The 16,017-nt window shown below is 66.3% G+C and carries 23 protein-coding genes and 1 pseudogene; 9 read left to right on the forward strand and 15 right to left on the reverse strand.

What is annotated here, in order from left to right:
- The 6 genes from DAT37_RS18415 to DAT37_RS18440 are packed head-to-tail and all read left to right on the forward strand — an operon-like array spanning position 1 to position 2,286.
- The gene (locus DAT37_RS18415; protein WP_109525986.1) at positions 1-258 is read left to right on the forward strand and encodes a gas vesicle protein GvpG; all 258 of its coding nucleotides are present in this window, start codon (positions 1-3) and stop codon (positions 256-258) included.
- A gap of 5 nt (positions 259-263) precedes the next feature.
- Entirely contained in the window at positions 264-593 is a 330-nt protein-coding gene (gene gvpO, locus DAT37_RS18420; protein ID WP_109525987.1) for a gas vesicle protein GvpO, read from the forward strand.
- Positions 590-976, forward strand: a complete 387-nt coding sequence (gene gvpJ / locus DAT37_RS18425) for a gas vesicle protein GvpJ (protein ID WP_109525988.1) — start codon at positions 590-592, stop codon at positions 974-976. Before gvpO ends, gvpJ begins: the two co-directional genes overlap by 4 nt.
- Positions 973-1,770 carry a GvpL/GvpF family gas vesicle protein gene (locus DAT37_RS18430; protein ID WP_109525989.1) on the forward strand — a complete coding sequence of 266 codons (798 nt, stop codon included), beginning with the start codon at positions 973-975 and terminating at the stop codon, positions 1,768-1,770. The genes gvpJ and DAT37_RS18430 overlap by 4 nt, the downstream gene beginning before the upstream one ends.
- Positions 1,767-1,988 carry a gas vesicle protein gene (locus DAT37_RS18435; RefSeq protein ID WP_109525990.1) on the forward strand — a complete coding sequence of 74 codons (222 nt, stop codon included), beginning with the start codon at positions 1,767-1,769 and terminating at the stop codon, positions 1,986-1,988. Before DAT37_RS18430 ends, DAT37_RS18435 begins: the two co-directional genes overlap by 4 nt.
- Entirely contained in the window at positions 1,981-2,286 is a 306-nt protein-coding gene (locus tag DAT37_RS18440) for a gas vesicle protein K (protein ID WP_109525991.1), read from the forward strand. Before DAT37_RS18435 ends, DAT37_RS18440 begins: the two co-directional genes overlap by 8 nt.
- Positions 2,287-2,305: 19 nt before the next feature.
- Here the strand turns inward: DAT37_RS18440 and DAT37_RS18445 are convergent, their stop codons facing one another.
- Positions 2,306-2,695: a hypothetical protein gene (locus DAT37_RS18445; protein WP_109525992.1), complete on the reverse strand. Its 390-nt coding sequence runs from the start codon at positions 2,693-2,695 to the stop codon at positions 2,306-2,308.
- A gap of 189 nt (positions 2,696-2,884) precedes the next feature.
- Positions 2,885-4,444 (reverse strand): phosphatase PAP2 family protein, encoded by a 1,560-nt coding sequence (locus DAT37_RS18450; RefSeq protein ID WP_157978536.1) that lies wholly within the window; start codon positions 4,442-4,444, stop codon positions 2,885-2,887.
- Positions 4,445-4,913: 469 nt separating this feature from the next.
- Here DAT37_RS18450 and DAT37_RS18455 point away from each other — a divergent pair, with 469 nt between their 5' ends.
- A complete protein-coding gene (locus DAT37_RS18455) occupies positions 4,914-5,156 on the forward strand; it encodes a DUF6480 family protein (RefSeq protein WP_109525994.1) in 243 nt (80 codons plus the stop codon).
- Positions 5,157-5,189: 33 nt separating this feature from the next.
- Here DAT37_RS18455 and DAT37_RS18460 read toward each other — a convergent pair whose 3' ends face one another.
- Both DAT37_RS18460 and DAT37_RS18465 read right to left on the reverse strand, forming a co-directional pair.
- The gene (locus DAT37_RS18460; protein WP_109525995.1) at positions 5,190-6,005 is read right to left on the reverse strand and encodes a SigB/SigF/SigG family RNA polymerase sigma factor; all 816 of its coding nucleotides are present in this window, start codon (positions 6,003-6,005) and stop codon (positions 5,190-5,192) included.
- Between the two features lie 159 nt (positions 6,006-6,164).
- A complete protein-coding gene (locus DAT37_RS18465; protein ID WP_232839829.1) occupies positions 6,165-6,842 on the reverse strand; it encodes a phosphodiesterase in 678 nt (225 codons plus the stop codon).
- A gap of 138 nt (positions 6,843-6,980) precedes the next feature.
- Here DAT37_RS18465 and DAT37_RS46065 point away from each other — a divergent pair, with 138 nt between their 5' ends.
- On the forward strand, positions 6,981-7,103 hold the full coding sequence (locus tag DAT37_RS46065; protein WP_269814782.1) for a hypothetical protein: 123 nt from the start codon (positions 6,981-6,983) through the stop codon (positions 7,101-7,103).
- Positions 7,104-7,155: 52 nt separating this feature from the next.
- Entirely contained in the window at positions 7,156-7,437 is a 282-nt protein-coding gene (locus DAT37_RS18470; RefSeq protein ID WP_109525996.1) for an ANTAR domain-containing protein, read from the forward strand.
- Positions 7,438-7,525: 88 nt separating this feature from the next.
- Here DAT37_RS18470 and DAT37_RS18475 read toward each other — a convergent pair whose 3' ends face one another.
- The 11 genes and pseudogenes from DAT37_RS18475 to DAT37_RS44930 form a co-directional block, all read right to left on the reverse strand.
- Positions 7,526-7,729 carry a hypothetical protein gene (locus DAT37_RS18475; RefSeq protein WP_109525997.1) on the reverse strand — a complete coding sequence of 68 codons (204 nt, stop codon included), beginning with the start codon at positions 7,727-7,729 and terminating at the stop codon, positions 7,526-7,528.
- A 108-nt stretch (positions 7,730-7,837) separates the two neighbouring features.
- Entirely contained in the window at positions 7,838-9,037 is a 1,200-nt protein-coding gene (locus tag DAT37_RS18480; protein ID WP_109525998.1) for an alcohol dehydrogenase catalytic domain-containing protein, read from the reverse strand.
- 81 nt (positions 9,038-9,118) lie between these two features.
- Positions 9,119-10,378, reverse strand: a complete 1,260-nt coding sequence (locus DAT37_RS18485; protein WP_109525999.1) for an acyl-CoA dehydrogenase family protein — start codon at positions 10,376-10,378, stop codon at positions 9,119-9,121.
- 385 nt (positions 10,379-10,763) lie between these two features.
- The gene (locus DAT37_RS45520) at positions 10,764-11,042 is read right to left on the reverse strand and encodes a hypothetical protein (RefSeq protein WP_232839842.1); all 279 of its coding nucleotides are present in this window, start codon (positions 11,040-11,042) and stop codon (positions 10,764-10,766) included.
- Positions 11,043-11,109: 67 nt separating this feature from the next.
- Positions 11,110-11,289: pseudogene (locus DAT37_RS45525) on the reverse strand (cold-shock protein); the annotation flags it as partial.
- Positions 11,290-11,335: 46 nt separating this feature from the next.
- Positions 11,336-11,515: a hypothetical protein gene (locus tag DAT37_RS18495; RefSeq protein WP_109526001.1), complete on the reverse strand. Its 180-nt coding sequence runs from the start codon at positions 11,513-11,515 to the stop codon at positions 11,336-11,338.
- Positions 11,516-12,010: 495 nt separating this feature from the next.
- Complete coding sequence (locus tag DAT37_RS18500; RefSeq protein ID WP_109526088.1) at positions 12,011-12,436, reverse strand: Hsp20/alpha crystallin family protein; 426 nt, start codon at positions 12,434-12,436, stop codon at positions 12,011-12,013.
- Between the two features lie 470 nt (positions 12,437-12,906).
- Positions 12,907-13,110 carry a cold-shock protein gene (locus tag DAT37_RS18505; RefSeq protein ID WP_109526002.1) on the reverse strand — a complete coding sequence of 68 codons (204 nt, stop codon included), beginning with the start codon at positions 13,108-13,110 and terminating at the stop codon, positions 12,907-12,909.
- A 235-nt stretch (positions 13,111-13,345) separates the two neighbouring features.
- Positions 13,346-13,645: an ANTAR domain-containing protein gene (locus tag DAT37_RS18510; protein WP_109526003.1), complete on the reverse strand. Its 300-nt coding sequence runs from the start codon at positions 13,643-13,645 to the stop codon at positions 13,346-13,348.
- Between the two features lie 378 nt (positions 13,646-14,023).
- On the reverse strand, positions 14,024-15,400 hold the full coding sequence (locus DAT37_RS18515; protein WP_109526004.1) for an alpha/beta hydrolase-fold protein: 1,377 nt from the start codon (positions 15,398-15,400) through the stop codon (positions 14,024-14,026).
- Positions 15,401-15,693: 293 nt separating this feature from the next.
- Entirely contained in the window at positions 15,694-15,876 is a 183-nt protein-coding gene (locus tag DAT37_RS44930) for a hypothetical protein (protein WP_198654325.1), read from the reverse strand.
- Positions 15,877-16,017: the final 141 nt, after the last annotated feature.

Below are 16,017 nucleotides of genomic sequence, written 5' to 3' on the forward strand. Positions count from 1 at the left end.
ATGGGCCTGCTCTCAGCGATAGTGGGGTTGCCCCTCGCGCCGGTGCGCGGGGTGATCTGGCTCAGCGAAGTGATCCAGGACCAGGTCGAGCAGCAGATGCATGATCCCGCGGCGCTACGCGGCGAACTCGAGGAGATCGATCGCGCTGCCGCGGCCGGGCGCATCTCCGACGCGGAGGCCAGGGATGCCCAGCAGGCGGTCCTGGATCGTATGACCGGAACCGCGGATGACACGACCGGGTCCGACCGGAAGGAGTGACCCGAGTGACCAACAAGAGCGCTTCCGACAATGCCGACCTCTCGGGCTCCGAGGCGCAACCCGCCCTGACCGCGTCCCGAGCCGCCGCGGCGGCGTGCGAACGACTCGAGGAACTGACGTCCAAACCGATGCAGGGCGTGACCTGCATGGAGCCGACTGAGGACGGCTGGCTGGTGGAGATCGAGGTACTCGAAGACCGCCACATCCCCCCGTCGGCCGACATTCTGGCGCTCTACGAGGTGGAGATCGATCTCGACGGGAATCTGCTGGCCTATCGCAGGATCAATCGCTACAACCGCAGTAGCACCGACATCGGCGGGAGGGGGCGGCGATGACGGTGGTGGGAGGCGGATCGTCGTCGCCGCAGCCCTACGGCGGGGGGCATCAGTCGACGAATCTCGCCGATATCCTGGAGCGAGTTCTCGACAAGGGGTTGGTGATCGCGGGCGACATCCAGGTCAACCTGCTCGACATCGAACTGCTCACCATCAAACTGCGATTGGTGATCGCCTCGTTGGAGACGGCGAAGTCGGTAGGCATCGACTGGTGGGAGACCGATCCCTGGCTCAACAGCAACGCCCGCATGCTGGAGAAGCAGGATCGGGATCTCGAACTGGAGAATCGGGAACTGCGCGACCGGATCGCCCGACTGGAAGCGGCGAACGAACACAGCCGACTCATCGAACGCGGTCACGAACGCGAGGAGGAACGGTCGTGACCGGCGGTCTCGGGGTCTGGCTCTACGCGGTCACATCCAGCCGTGATGCCGGGCGGGAACTACCCGGCGGATTGACCGGCGTCGCGGGCGAGCCGGTGCGGACGGTGGTCTCCGACGACCTGATCGCAGTCGTCGGCTCGGTGCCGCTCGAGGTTTTCGGCGAGCAACCGCTGCGCGGGCACTTGGAGGATCTCGACTGGCTGGAGACCACTGCCCGGGCACACGACGCGGTCGTCTCCGCCCTGGTTCGGCGCGGTCCCGCCGTTCCGTTACGACTGGCCACCGTCTTCCACGACGAAGACCGGCTGCGCGAATCACTCGCGGAGCGCCGCGCGGACTTCGGTTCCGCCTTGGCCCTGGTCAGCGGTCGCACCGAGTGGGGAGTCAAGGCCTACGGCGACCGCGCCGCGCTGACAGCCGCCGTGACCGAGGCCAGAACCGCGAGAACGGGTGGTGGTACCGGAGCCGGTGCCGCGTACCTGGCTCGCCGTCGCGCGCAACTGTCCGCGCAGGAGACGATCGAACGCGACGCCGCCGAACGGGCCGAACAGATCCATACGAGGTTGGTGCGGCATGCGGCGGCGGGCCGACGCCAAGCGCTGACCGATCCCGCTGTGAGCGGCCGTCGGGACTGGATGGTGCTCAACGGGACCTACCTCGTCGATGATTCGAGCACCGAGGACTTCGCCGAGACGGTGAGCGGCCTCGGCGTCGAATTCCCTGGCATCAGACTGGAACTCACCGGGCCGTGGCCGCCGTACTCGTTCGCGGGCACCGAACGAGACCCGCCGTGACCCGGCCCGACCCGACGACCGACGGCGAGCGTCGCGTCGCTCTGGTCGACCTGCTCGACCGCGTGCTCGCCGGGGGTGTGGTGATCTCCGGCGACATCAAACTGGCCATCGCCGACGTCGACCTGGTCCAGATCTCGTTGCGCGCCCTCATCTCCTCCATCAGCACACTGTCGACGCCCTCGTGCGCCGTGGAGTCGAATCGGCGCGGCGATGACTGAATTCGGCGGCATCCCGCCGCGTATCGACACCGATCCGGAATCCGTCGAACGCGGGTTGGTCACGCTCGTCCTCACCCTGGTGGAACTGCTGCGCCAGCTGATGGAGCGTCAAGCGTTACGACGCGTCGACGCGGGTGACCTGACAGACACCCAGATCGAACGGGTCGGCACCACGCTGATGCTGCTCGAACAGCGCATGGACGAACTACGCGACCACTTCGGGCTCACTCCGCAAGACCTCAATATCGACCTCGGGCCGCTCGGGACGCTGCTCCCGCGTGACCCCATCGACCCGTGAGGCACGTGAACTCGGGACACTAGGCCGAGGTCGGGGCTGATTCGCCGAGCTGTTCGGCTTCGCGGGCGTAGTCGTCGAGCAGGGAGCAGACCGCGCTCCGGGAATCGGCACCGATACCGGCTGCCATGAGCAGCGGCACGAGTGCGCGACGGGATTGCCGGTAGCACCGACGGTTGTACTGCTGGTCGACGCCGTGGGCGATGTTGTCGAAAGCGAGCGCGGCGTTCTGTACCGCGTTGAGCAGATCGTGTTCGGTGGCCGCGTCGAGGTGCTCGGTCGGGCCGAGTGCGACGCCGAGTTGCGCCGCGCGCGACACCGCCATCCGGGTGACCATTCGGTGGTGGTGGTCGGCAGCGGGGCCGGTGGTATCGGCGTGGATCGTCTCGTCGGAGCGAATGGTGGCGGTCATGGCGTCCTCGAATACAACGGAGCTGACAGGCGGCAGAACCGTGGGCCGCGCGGCCACGGTATCGGCGCCGTCGGCATACCCTGCCCCGGAGATTCGAAACCGAACAGAGCCGAGCATCCGGCAGCCGATGCCGGACACGACCGATATCCGCTGCGCTGGAATGGATCTCGGGTCTCGTCGGGTGCACGCCTAGCGAGCCGGCGGCGACGTCTCGGCCATCGATGGGCTTTCGGGACGTGACAGTGCGCTGTCCGGAGAGGCGGTACCCGCCCGCGACGACCGGTCGGAGTGCACCACGGGTTCGATGACCCACCAGGCGATGGCCGTCCATATCGAGGACAGCAGGACCGCGCCGACGATGTCGGTCGGATAATGCGCACCCGCGTAGAGACGCTGCCCCGCCACCAGGACGGGAATCATCATCACCGCGACGGCGACGATCCGGTAGGGCCATCGTCGGGTGGTCGCCCAGATGAGTGCGGCGGTGCAGGCGTAGAGCGTCAGGGAGGCGGCGACGTGCCCGGAAGGGAAACTGGAGGTGGGGGGAAGATCGGGGTTGAGGTGCGGGACCTGTGGTCGGGAGCGGTCGACGATCGCCGTGGTGGTCAGGAATACGGTGATCTCACCGACCAGTGCGACACCCAGGAACAGCACCGGTCGCAGGCTGCGGAGAACGGCCACCGCCAAGACGGCGACGACGAGGGCGGCGACGATGATCGCGGTGGTGTTGCCGATTTCGCCGAACACGTCCAGAACGGAAGTGAATGCGGGGGTGCGGTTTTCGGCCAGGGTCGCCACCACGGTGTGGTCCCACCGCAGCGCGGGGGTGTCGCCCTGCGGGCCGCGCACCAGCATGCCGAGACCGATGAGCGCTCCGACGAGCATGACCCAGGCGACCGCGAGTTCACCCACCTTGCGCCACGGGTGGGCGGCCAGGGGTGGATGCCGATCCGGGACCGGACGAAGGTCGTCTCGATCGACGGGCGGCACGTCACCCGGGAGTGGACCGGCGCCTTCGATGTGGGAGTCACCACGCCATCGGTGGAACGCGATCGTGGCCAGCACCAGCCACAGCGTTCCGAGTAGCCAACCGGCGAGGACATCGGTGAGGTAGTGCACGCCGAGCGCGATCCGACTGAGCCCAACGGCGGTCACGATCACGACCGCGAACCCGACCGTGACACGGCGGGTGTTCGTTCGCAGGGCGGGTGCGAAAACCAGCAGGACGATGCCGTAACACACCAGGGAACTCATGGCATGCCCGCTGGGAAAGCTCCAGCCGTCCGTGCGGTAGACGGGTGTCTGCACCACCGGACGCAGCCGCGCGACGAGCTCTTTGACGACCGGGTTGAGTATCAGCCCGCCCGTCGCCGTGAGCACGACGTAGGCGGCGAGGCGTGGTTGACGGCGCAGCAGCAGCCAGAGTGTGCTGACGGCGAGCACCAGGATCAGCGTGGCTGTCGCTCCGAGATCGGTGACGCCGGACACGATCTCACGGAGAATGGTGTTGCGCGCGACCATCGCGACCACCGTGTCGGTCACCGCCTGATCCGCGGTCAACAGCGGCTCCCAGCGTGCCTTGACGAGTGCTGTCAGCGCGCCGAATCCGATTCCGATGGCCGCGACACCCGCGAGGGCGACGCCGCCGCGGGCCACGAACCTTTCGGCGGCGGCGACCTCGCTCGGGTGCTCGGCACGGGGGCGGTCGGCGTCGATCACGACATTCGGATCCTGCCGGTCGACAGACAAAGGCAATACCTCCTGCGTTCGCGTGATACCCGCCGCGCGGCCGAGACCGCGACGAATCACCGGAGAACCGGGGCCGGATATCGTTCCTCGTCCGCGATTGCCCACTATGAGCGGGCGCAATCAATCGAGGCGTACGGCCCGTGCGAAGCTGTACATCCGGGCGCCGTCGCGCGTCCGCGGAATTCCCGATCGCGGTCAGGCGATGAGCGCGGTACCGGGATCCTCACCATCGCACTGGTTTTCGGTCTGCGCCGTCGGTGGCAGATTCGGCGACGGTCCGGCGGCTGTTGCTCCGTGGATCGGCCTGCGCGCGTGGTTGTTTCGGATCCCGGTGTGCTACTCGAGCGAGTGCGCTACCCGATCGGTCGCGACTCGATCACGAAACAGTCGGTGCGAACCGCGCTGGTTCGGGCGGCAGGGAGGGGGTAGTCGCCCGGCGAAGTCCCCACGACAGGAAGGGAGACCCCCGATGACCGACGATCAAGCCATGGATCCCGACCCGGCCCGCACGCCGGACCTGGAACGCGGTGGCGGCGTGCCACCGGGCGCGACACCTCCCGATACGCCGCAGACCAGCGGTTTGTCCGCACCGGAGCCGCGGACGAGCAATCGATTCCCGCCGACCGGAATCATCGCCACCCTGCTGGCGCTCGCACTCGTGGCGCTGTTCGCCGTCATCGCGATCGGGTTGATCGTGATGATCGTCGACTGATGATCGAGCGGGAGCCGAACCGGATGACGCCGATCATTCGCGTTCGGCTTGACGTCGAAGCTGGTCAAGCGTCCGGGACAGGACGCGAGAGATGTGCATCTGGGAGACGTCGAGTTCGTCGGCGATCTGGCTCTGGGTGCGATCGTCGAAGAAACGCAGGTGCAGAACTCGGGCTTCGAAGGCAGGCAGTCGGGCGAGTAGCGGAGCGATCGCGAGCGCCTCGTCGGTGATGTCGTAGGCGGGCTCTATGCGGCCGAGTCCGGCGAGATGACGGGTCGCGCGCTGATCGTCGCTGTTCTCGCTCAGCGGGTCGATCGAGTCGGTGCGATAGCCGTTGTCGGCGATCAGAGCCTGGGTGACCTCGTTGAGGTCCACACCCAGCTCGGTGGCGATATCCATGGCCGTGGGCGCCCGGCCGAGGTCTTGATACAGCCGGTTGACGGTGGGACCGATGCTCTGCTGGAGTTCCTTGATCCGGCGCGGGACCCGCACCGCCCAGGTGTGGTCGCGGAAATGGCGCCGGATCTCGCCCATGATGGTCGGAATCGCGAAAGCCAGGAATGACGAGCCCTTGTCGGCGTCGAATCTGTCGATCGCCAGAACCAGTCCGAGAGAGGCGATCTGGTAGAGGTCGTCGTGGCGTTCGCCGCGTCCGGTGAAGCGGCGGGCGATGTGATCGGCCAGCGGCAGGCATCGTCGCACGATGTCCTCACGCATCCGGATCCGATCGGGGGACCGCGGTTCGAGCGCCGTCAAGAGTTGGAAGAGATCTTCGATGCCGTCATACGAGTCGGCATGCTGTCCGCGACGTCGTGGATCGGCATCGGTGTGCGAGTATCGGCTGGTCATAGCAACCTCGGACGGCCCATGTGGGGAGCAGACACGGAACGGGCTCTTGTGACTGAACCGGCTCCGTGCGCGAGCCGTCATACCAGTCTTGCACACTTGCGAACGACGGGGCCGGGACGAAGCAGGATCTCGCCGCGATCCCGGCGGCCTCGTCTCGCGTCAGTTCTGCTCCCCGCGGCCTTCCCTGCTGCCTTCGTAGGCGAACTCGCGAAGACGACTGACGACTCCGGGTTCGAGCGCGATATCGCCCGGATGGTTGAGTATCGGGTCGAAGAAGTCGGTCCGGTGTTCATGGGCATCGGCGTGGTGCAACGTCAGCTCACCCACCCGTCGCGGTGCCGCGCCCAGACCGCTCGCGGTGATCTCGAATCGCACATCGTGGTCACGCAGATGCTCGCTCATGGCCTGCAACGAGGCGGAGCCGGGCTGCGGTACGGCGGGTTCGGCGAACAGCCAGGTCAGCCCGGCGTCGCCGAAGCGGTAGGGGAGCAGACTGCCGTAACGGGCGCTGGACCAGCCGCGGGCGGCGGTGATCACGAACCGCCCGACCGTACCGGTCCCCGTGGTCGCGAGCGCGAAATCCCAGGGGTTCTCGTCGCGATCCAGCACACGGAAGGCGAGGCCCATCACATCGGGGACGGCTCCCGGCGTTCCGATTCCTTTGGAGAGCCTGGCGATGACCGCGCGTTCTCCTGTCCCGAACCAGGGCTCGAATTCGGTGTCGGCGTGGAAACGCCCGGCCAGTTTGATGCCCCGAGGGTGGAAGACACGCGCGTGGCGAACCCGCGCGCCTGCGTCGAACACGGATTTCACGACGGTGGAGGTGAGATCGGTCAAGGTCTGCTCCTTCGGCGTGATCGAGGTAGGTTCTCGGCCCGTTCACGCGGACGTGCCGAGGCGGCGATCGGTCATTCCCGGCCCGCGACAAGCTCCCGCCGGGTTCGTCGAGCCAGGCAGGACGCCACCCTGGTGGTCATGGTGAGTCCCGCGGATCCGGTCGTTCTGCTGGAGGGCACAAAACCGTTCCATGTCGGCTGCCTACCCGTCGATGACGAGGCGAAACCGAGCGTGCCCGGCAGTGGGGCCGACTATCGGTGAAGAGGGCGATCACGGCCTGGTTCGAACCGGACGAGGCGGGTAGCTGCACACCATGCAGAAGAAGGCAGCGGTCGATGACGCAGTGGTCGCCGCCGCGCGCGAGACCATAGAGCAGGCCAAAGGTGTGGTGATGCTGGTGTACAGCGTGGACGCCGAGCAGGCATTCGCGATTCTGCGCGCGGCCTCCCAGGACACCAATGTGAAGGTTCGCGAGATCGCCACCGAGGTCGTCGCGGAACTTCCCGATCTCGGCATCACACCGGACCTGGAGTCCGTTCGAGAAGCATTGGAGGACTTACTGTTCGGCACGCGGGCGGACACACCGCGGAAGTGAGGCGCGGACCCGGCGGCATCGACCACGAAGGCGCGGCCGGGTGGGCCGCGCCTTCGTGAGTGGTCCGATCGATGAAAAGGGCTATCGGTCAGCCGTTTTCGGTCACCGTGGTATCCGGATGACGCCGACTGGTGTCGGGTTTGACGAAATGGCCCGTGATCGCCGAGCGGTCTCGCCGATCGGCACCCTCGTGTGGTTCGTCCTCTCCGAGGGTGGTTCTGGGATTGTCGGCAGCCGTCTCCTCGGACACGTACTCACCGGTCTCGGCAGAGCGATAACTCTTCTCGGCCATGAAATCCTCCTACAGATGTTCCCGCGAGTCCGAATCGGTACCTCGCTGTTGTCCGAGTACCACGTGATTCGCGGGCAAACCTGTTGGTGGCCCGGGTGCCTGCCGCGATCAGGCGACCGCGTCGGCCCGCGGATCGAGGAGGATCTTGACCGCGCCATCGGATTTCTCCTGGAACGTGCGGTACGCCTCGGGTGCGGAGGCCAGCGGAAGCCTGTGGGTCGCGAAATCGTCTACGCCGAGCGGATCACCGTCATCGAGCAGCGGCATGATGGGATCGATCCAGCGTTTGACGTTCGCCTGCCCCATACGCAATTGGATCTGCTTGTCGAAGAGCACCCGCATCGGGAGTGGATCGGCCATCCCGCCGTAGACCCCGATGACCGAGATGGTGCCACCGCGACGCACGATGTCGACGGCGGCCTCCAGCGCGGCGAGACGGTCGACTCCGGCGAAGTCCATGACGCGGTGCGCGACAGCGTCCGGCAGCAGCGCCGCGGCGCGTTGAGCGAACGACGCCACCGGCGAGCCGTGTGCCTCCATGCCGACCGCGTCGATCACCGCGTCGGTGCCCCGACCGTCGGTGCGGTCACGGATGACATCGCCCAGGTCGTTGCCGACGGCGCCGACATCGATCACCTCGATTCCGCGTCGGGCCACCCGGTCGAGGCGCTCGGGCACCAGATCGACCCCGATGACGCGGTAGCCGCGGTGAGCGGCGATCCGGCACGCCATATCCCCGATCGGGCCGAGACCGAGCACCGTCAGCGAACCGCCGGGCGGGACCGCGGCGTACTCGACGGCCTGCCACGCGGTGGGCAGCACATCGGAGAGGTACACGAAACGGTCGTCGTCGGGGCCTTCGGGAACTTTGATGTGGGTGAAATCGGCATGCGGCACCCGCAGGTATTCGGCTTGACCGCCCGGCACTCGGCCGTACAGTTCGGAGTATCCGAAAAGCGCGGCACCACAACCATATTCGCGAACCTGTGTGGTCTCGCACTGGGTGCTGAGGCCGTCGCGGCACATGACGCAGTCACCGCAGCTGATCTGGAACGGGATCACGACGCGGTCGCCGCGCGACAGGTTGGTCACCGCCGACCCCGTCTCGATGATTCGTCCCATCGGCTCGTGGCCGAGCACGTCACCGGCGTGCATGTAGGGGCCGAGCACCTCGTACAGGTGCAGATCGGATCCGCAGATCCCGGTGGAGGTGACCTCGATGATCGCGTCGGTGGGTTTCTCGATGCGTGGATCCGGCACGGATTCCACCGCGACCTTACGTCTGCCCTGCCATGTCACAGCCTGCATGGGAACTCCTCCCTCGGATTTTCGACCGGCTGTCGCGCGGTACCCGTGAGCGTGTGGGCGAAACCGACCGACCGGCGGCGATTATCGCGCGGCTCCGTACCTTCCGAGTTCGATGCGCGCGACCACCCCGCGGTGGACTTCGTCGGGACCGTCGGCCAAGCGGATCGCGCGAGCGACGGTCCAGGCGGAAGCGAGCGGGAAGTCGCTGCTCAGACCGCCGCCCCCGTGGATCTGCATGGCGAAGTCGATGACCTGCTGCGCCATGTTCGGCACCGCGACCTTGATCTGGGAGACCTCCGAGAGCGCGTTGAGCGCGCCGCCCTCATCGAGTTTCCACGCGGCGTCGAGAACGAGCAGTCGCATGGCGTTGATCGCGATACGCGCGTCGGCGACCCGCTCCCGGTTGCCACCGAGGTTCATCAGGGGCTTGCCGAAGGCGGTGCGCTCGAGCCCGCGTCGGCAGGCCAGCTCCAGGGCGTGCTCGGCCAGACCGATCAGCCGCATGCAGTGGTGCACGCGGCCGGGCCCGAGGCGGCCCTGGGCGATCTCGAACGCCCGACCGGGGCCCGCGACGATGTTCTCGGCGGGAACCCTGACATCGGTGAAGTCGACCTCGCCGTGCCCGTACGGCTCGTCCTGCCACCCCATGGTGTCGAGCATCCGCTCCACCCGGACACCGGGAGTCTCACGCGGCACCAGCACCATCGAGTGGCGGTGATACCGGTCGGCGTCGGGATCGCTCACGCCCATCACGATCAAGATCCGGCAATCGGGATGTCCGACACCCGTCGACCACCATTTGCGGCCGTTGAGCACGACCTCGTCGCCGTCGAGGATCGCGGTGAGTTCCATATTCGTGGCGTCGGAGGAAGCCACCGCCGGTTCGGTCATACAGAACGCGCTGCGGATATCTCCCGCCAAGAGCGGGTCGAGCCACTGTCTCTGCTGCTGTTCCGACCCGTATTTCAGCAGTACCTCCGCGTTGCCCGTATCGGGGGCGTTGCAGTTGAACACGTACGGGGCCATCAACGATCGGCCCATCACCTCCGCGATCGGCGCGTAGTCGACATTGCTCAACCCGACGCCGCCACGTGTGCCGTAACGCTCGGCATAGGGGCCCTCGTGCCCGACCGGCAGAAACAGATTCCACAATCCCTCGGCACGAGCCCGCGCACGCAGTTCGCCCAGTATCGGCAGCGGCTGCCACGGGTCCGCGCCTTCGGCGCGCAGTCGGCCCACCCGGTGGTGATAGTCCGCCTCGACCGGCGCGATGTGCTCGTCGATGAATGTGCCGACAGCTTCGGTGAGCTCGGCGGCTCGCGGTGACGCGGAAAACTCCATGCGACCACCCTACGAAGTTGACAGCTCGGACAGCTACGAGCGACAACGACGACAGCGAGGAAATCCGTGAGAAGGCTGTATGGTGGATCCACGCGACCTGACCTCCCCGGCTTCGTGAAGCGCCTCGAAGCCGTACCGATATCGGAACTCACGACACACCGTGTCGACAGTGTGTTCGTGCCACACGGCGAGTATTGGCGCTAGTGTCGCTGCTCGTCACGGCCGCAGTTCGGGCAAAGGGCGTGCGGCCGTGACACTCGAATAGGTGGTACCCCGTGTGGCTGCCCTCCGGTTTCCGGCTCGGCACACGGCCTCCGTCGCCGCCCGGACATAGACGCGTGTGCGACTCCCGGTCGCAGTGGTCGGGACGCGAATGCGGGTGAATTCATCGACCCCCGGCAGCGTGTACCTGCCTATTGAGGCGGTCGGGCGCGGTATGCGGATCTTCAGCGGCGTTGTCTCGCCGCGGCGCTCGCCGACGGGTGCACTGCGTCGAGTGTGCTGCGGTGGATGGAAGCGGTCGCAGTAGCAGGAGGGCGATCGCGGTGCCTACCAGCACGGGGAGTGTCAGCAGTACTTTCGGCGGGGCGTCGAGCGCGGCGAGGGCGGTCAGGGCGGTGAGCAGGATCGTCAGGATGTAGTGGGGTGTGTGCAGCAGAGCCATCGCGGTGGGTTCTTTCGACTGGTTGATCGTCGGCTTGCTGGTGGGTTGTGTCGCGACGGTAAGGGCGCACACGGGCCGCTTCGGGCCCGCGGGCGGTGGCGGTGGTGGTGAACACGACGGGGTCACCGCCGCTGAGGGTTCTGTAGCCGGTGGCGTCGATGCTGCTGTATTCCACGAACACCGCGCCGGTCTTGTCGTCGGGGTGAATGAATCCGAATCCTTTTTCGGCGTTGAACCAGGCCACCACACCGTGTCGCCACTCGCGGGGATCGGCAGGCGTCTCGGTGTTGTGCTCAGTAAGGGAAAAGAAGGTAGTCGTCATCGGGTATCGGAGTAATGCGGTCGCGGTCGGCGGCCTCGAACGCGGCGCGGATTCGCTCGGCCAGCGGGGGCACCGCTGTGGTTCGCGGGCCGAGGTCGGCGCCGACGGTGACAGGGAGCAGCTGTTCGGTGCGGGTGGGGATCGTGGTCATCGCGGAAACCTCCGGCGTTCGTGGCTCGATGTCGGCGATGTCCCCTCGAGGATCGGGGGAGGGTGGGTCCGGTTGCAGGCCCGGACCCACCCACGAAGGGAAGACAACGTGACGTGTCTGCGACAGGCATCACCTCACTTTCCTCGCGCCGACATCGTATTCGCCAGGGTCGCACTGCATTCGGTTCGTCGGGCCGTCGCGTCGGAGGCCCGCGCTGGGTCGCCCGCCCGGCCTCGGGGCGCCGACCTCGTGACCACCGCCGGGCGTACGTCCGCAGCGGGAATCTCGCTGGGGCCCGGAGCCGGGCCGCGGTGGCCACTGTTTCGGTGAGGGTGCGGCGCAGGATCTGCTCGACCTCGTCGAACAACGTTTCCAGGTCCGGGTCGAGCAGATCCAGCACCGGTTCGACATCGCCGGAAGGGGACGTGTCGAGTTTCGTAGTCATGACGCCACCACCTCCAGGACAGGAGCGTCGGATACGAAGGGACGGGGGCCTCAGACGTCGATGGCCTGCTGTCGGCCGGTGTCGCTGTGGCCGATCTTGATCTTGCGTGGTTTGGCCTTCTCGGCCACCGGGATCGTCAACCGCAGTACCCCGTGGGTGTAGTCGGCGGTGATGTTGTCGGTATCGAGGCCCTCGCCGAGGAACAACTGGCGGCTGAACACTCCGCGGGGTCGTTCCGCGGCGATCATCGACTGGCTCGAGTCCAGGTCCGGGCGTGCGGCTCGTACGGTCACGACGTTGCGTTCGATGTCCAGGTCCAGCGAGTCCGGGTCGATGCCGGGAAGGTCGAGTTCCACCCGGAATTGCTCACCGTCGCGCCAGGCATCCATCGGCATCGCCGCGGGACGGGCCGCTGTGCCGAACACCTGCTGCGTGAGTCGGTCCAGATCGCGGAAGGGATCGGTACGCATCAGCATGGTCGCCACCTCCAACACTCCAATCTCTGTGGTAGGTCCAGATAACCTCTGTCATCTGGCATAGGTTTGTTTTAGCATTCTATACATGTGAGTGCAAGTACCTAGAATAGGAAACCTGTCGGAAGATATGGACGAGTGGAGGGAAGGGACTGCTGTGCCGCAGGATTCGCGTCTGGCCCGGACCTCGCTGATCCACGACCGGCGTCCCCGCGATCGACGGCAATACGCCGTTCGATCCCAGGTCCGGCATGAATGTCGCAGGTCGGGCTCGAAATGTAGGTGAATTCGGAACAAGGACGCAAACATCACCCGCACCATCGCCTCCGCCCGCATCCTTCGAGAGGGTTCGACCATGGGCCTCGCTGTTCATCGATGCGTGCCGTGGTTACACACGCCGATGGCCCCGTACCGGTCTCCCGGTACGGGGCCATCGAAGGTATCGCGGTCGATAGAACCGTGAAAGGAATAACTCAGCGGACGCGGACGTCCTCGGCTTGAGGGCCCTTCTGTCCTTGACCGATCTGGAACTCCACCTGCTGTCCCTCGTCCAGGGATTTGAAGCCCGATCCGCCGATCGCCGAATAGTGCACGAAGACGTCGGGGCCTCCTCCGTCCTGGGCGATGAATCCGAAGCCCTTCTCGCTGTTGAACCACTTCACGATGCCTCGAGCCATGTCTTTTCCTTGTCGACGAGCCAACTTCGCAGACCGAATGCCCGCTATCGCGCCGGTGAAACCAGCGCTGATCGGCTGTGGCCGGTAGGTCGGCACGAGGTTCCTCGTGTCCGCGAGAGGGCGACGGTGCCGGTCCCCCTCGATAGATGGGCACAAGCGTCGAGCCCGCCCGAGTTTCACCGCCACTGTTAATGCAGGGCGCGTCGAAAATGTCGGGGATTGTCGAAACGCTCTATCAGTCGGGTTGGGATTGCTTGGCGGCGAACAGGACTCGGTCCAGAGACTCGCGGAGAGCGGCGATGTCGTGGGGTGTGCCGACCTCGGGGAGTTCGGCCACGACCGCCGCGGCGAGTTGGCGAAGTTTGACGTTGGCGTCCTGGGAGGCGACGCGCAGGATCGCGAAGGCTTGGTCGGCATCGACGCTGTAGACCAGCATCACTGCGCCTTTGGCCTGCTCGATGACCTGGCGCGCCGCAGCGACGACCGTCTCGTCGGCCACCGGTGCCTGTGCGGTCAGTGTGTGGTTGTCCTCCATGCCAGCGGCCTACCCTCCTCCCGAGGTCCGAAACCGCCGACACCGGGCTGAAATGCGCTGATAGGACGCAGTATGCGCCGATCCTCTCCAAGTGCGCGAGGATCCTCACGTAGCTCGTGGAGGAGAGGGTGACGACGAGTTCGGCGGATCACGCTGGTGAACATCGAGACGTCGCCAGGGTGATTGCCGCCCACCAGGCCACGGCGTTCGGCTAGCCGGTGAGCAGGCAACACACGGCGATACCAACGACTGAAGGGTTCGTCGATATCGGTGGGTACGCCGTTCGGGGATCGACTGGGCGATGGTCGCGGGCTGTGAGCTCCACCGGAGATCACAGCGTGTCGCCGGCATTTCGTTCGACACCCGAACGGCGTCCGGTCACAGCTGCGACACCGTGCTCCTGGAGGACACCGGTGCCGCGGGGCGTAGCCGAGCGATGATGCCTTCGAGATCCAGCGCGAACATGTCGGGCCGGAAGGTGTGACCGCCGGGCAACTCGTGCCATTCGTGCGGGATGTCCGCGTCGCGCAGGCGTGCCCTGAATTCCCGCTGGCCCGCGAGCACCTGGGTCTCGTTCACGCTGTCGAACCAGTTGAGCGGATCCGGGCTGGTGCCCGCGGCCAGGAAGATCCGCTTGTTGCGATAGCGTTCGATCTGTTCGATCGGATTGTCCGCGGTAACCCTGGCCTGGTTCCAGAACGGTGCGCCGTAGATCGTGCCGCCCGCCAGATCCATTGCCGCCGACGACACGTTCGCCCAATGGACGACCAGGCCGAAGTCGCGGCGCAGACTCGCCGGGCCGGAGTGACTGCTGACCGAGGCGAAATGGCCGTAGTACTTGGCCGTGTATTTGAGTGCGCCGAAGCCGCCCATGGAGAATCCGGCGACCGCGCGTCCGTCGTAGTCGGCGTAGGTCCGGAAGTTCGCGTCGATCCAGGGGAGCAACTGGGCGATGTGGAAGGTCTCCCAGTTGCGAGGACCGACGAACGAACTGACCGGGTTGGAGAACCAGCCCGCGTGTCCGCCGTCGGGCATGACGACGATGATCGGCTTACCGGCGGTCAGCTCGCGGATGCCGAGTTGGTCGAAGGTGCGGAAGTCCTGGTCGCTGCCTCCGCCGTGGTGCAGGTAGAGGACGGGATAGTTCTCTGCGCTGGTGCGGTAGTCCTCGGGCAGCAGGACGTTGACTCCGGGATTCCAGCCGATCGCCGCGGTGTGGAAGCGGTAGTACCACAGGCGGGGGTCGCTCTCGTTGCGGTCCACGATCGACAGCCCGAAACCGTCGCTGCGCCCGAGGAATATGGCCAGTGTGTGACCCGCGTCGATGGTGTCGGGGTCGGGGATGCCGTTGGCGGTGGCGATCAGTGGTGAGAGCGCGGGGTCGCCGTAGAAGCGGAGTGCGATCTGCGACAACGTGTCTCCGGCGAGGACTTCGTATCTCGTGAGATCAGGAATGATCAGTTGTCGGCCCGCGTCGAGGTGGTCGGGGTCGGGGATGCCGTTGGCGGTGGCGATCAGTGGTGAGAGCGCGGGGTCCCCGTAGAAGCGGAGTGCGATCTGCGACAACGTGTCTCCGGGCACGACTTCGTATCTCGAGTAGTCGGGAACGATCAGTTGTCGGCCCGCGTCCACCCGGTCGGAATCGGGGATCCCGCTGGCGGTGGCGATCAGGGTATGCAGTTCAGGGTCTCCGTAGAAGCGCAACGCCAACATCGGCAGTGTCTCCCCGGCGACCACGGTGTGTGTTCTGACCATTCGACTCACCCCTTTGATAGCAATTCGCTCTAGTGTCCGCCGCGGGGGATTCGTTGTCCAGTACTTCGGCCGACCGAGGGAGGGTGAAAGTCGTTGCGGCGGAGTGTCGTCTCCCGCGCGATTCGGTCCGACCGATCGCTGCTGCCGCTGCCGCCACATTCTCGAGAGCCTTCGGCGTCGAACCGTTTCAGCCCGGGGTGCCCCGATCAACCTGATCCTCGAACGTATCGAGGCCGACCCGGATTTGTGGGATATCCCCGTGGTCGTGCGAACCGTCTTCTCGGCCGACGAGGTTATGGATGCAGCAGCGGCAGCGGACCGAAGGTGTAGTGCTCCCAGAGGCGGCGAGACGCCTCCTCGGGATAGGCGGCGGTTTCCGGGTGCACATCGAACAGGCGGACGAGCCGTCGGTCCGGATCGTATGCGGGCCAGCCCGGATCTCCGGTCGCCGCGAAAGCTCCCCAGGCCGTGCGCATCTGCGCTGAGAGCTCGCGTGCCTCGGCGGGTGGCTCGGGACCGAGGAGGCGTCGGGAAAGGCCGCACGGTAGGCGCCCTCGCTGTCCGGGCCCGGCCCGAACACTTCCAGATCGGCGCTCGCGCGGGCGTCATCGATTGTC

The sequence above is a fragment of the Nocardia aurea genome (genome assembly GCF_003123685.1).
GTDB classification, from domain to species: Bacteria; Actinomycetota; Actinomycetes; order Mycobacteriales; family Mycobacteriaceae; genus Nocardia; species Nocardia aurea.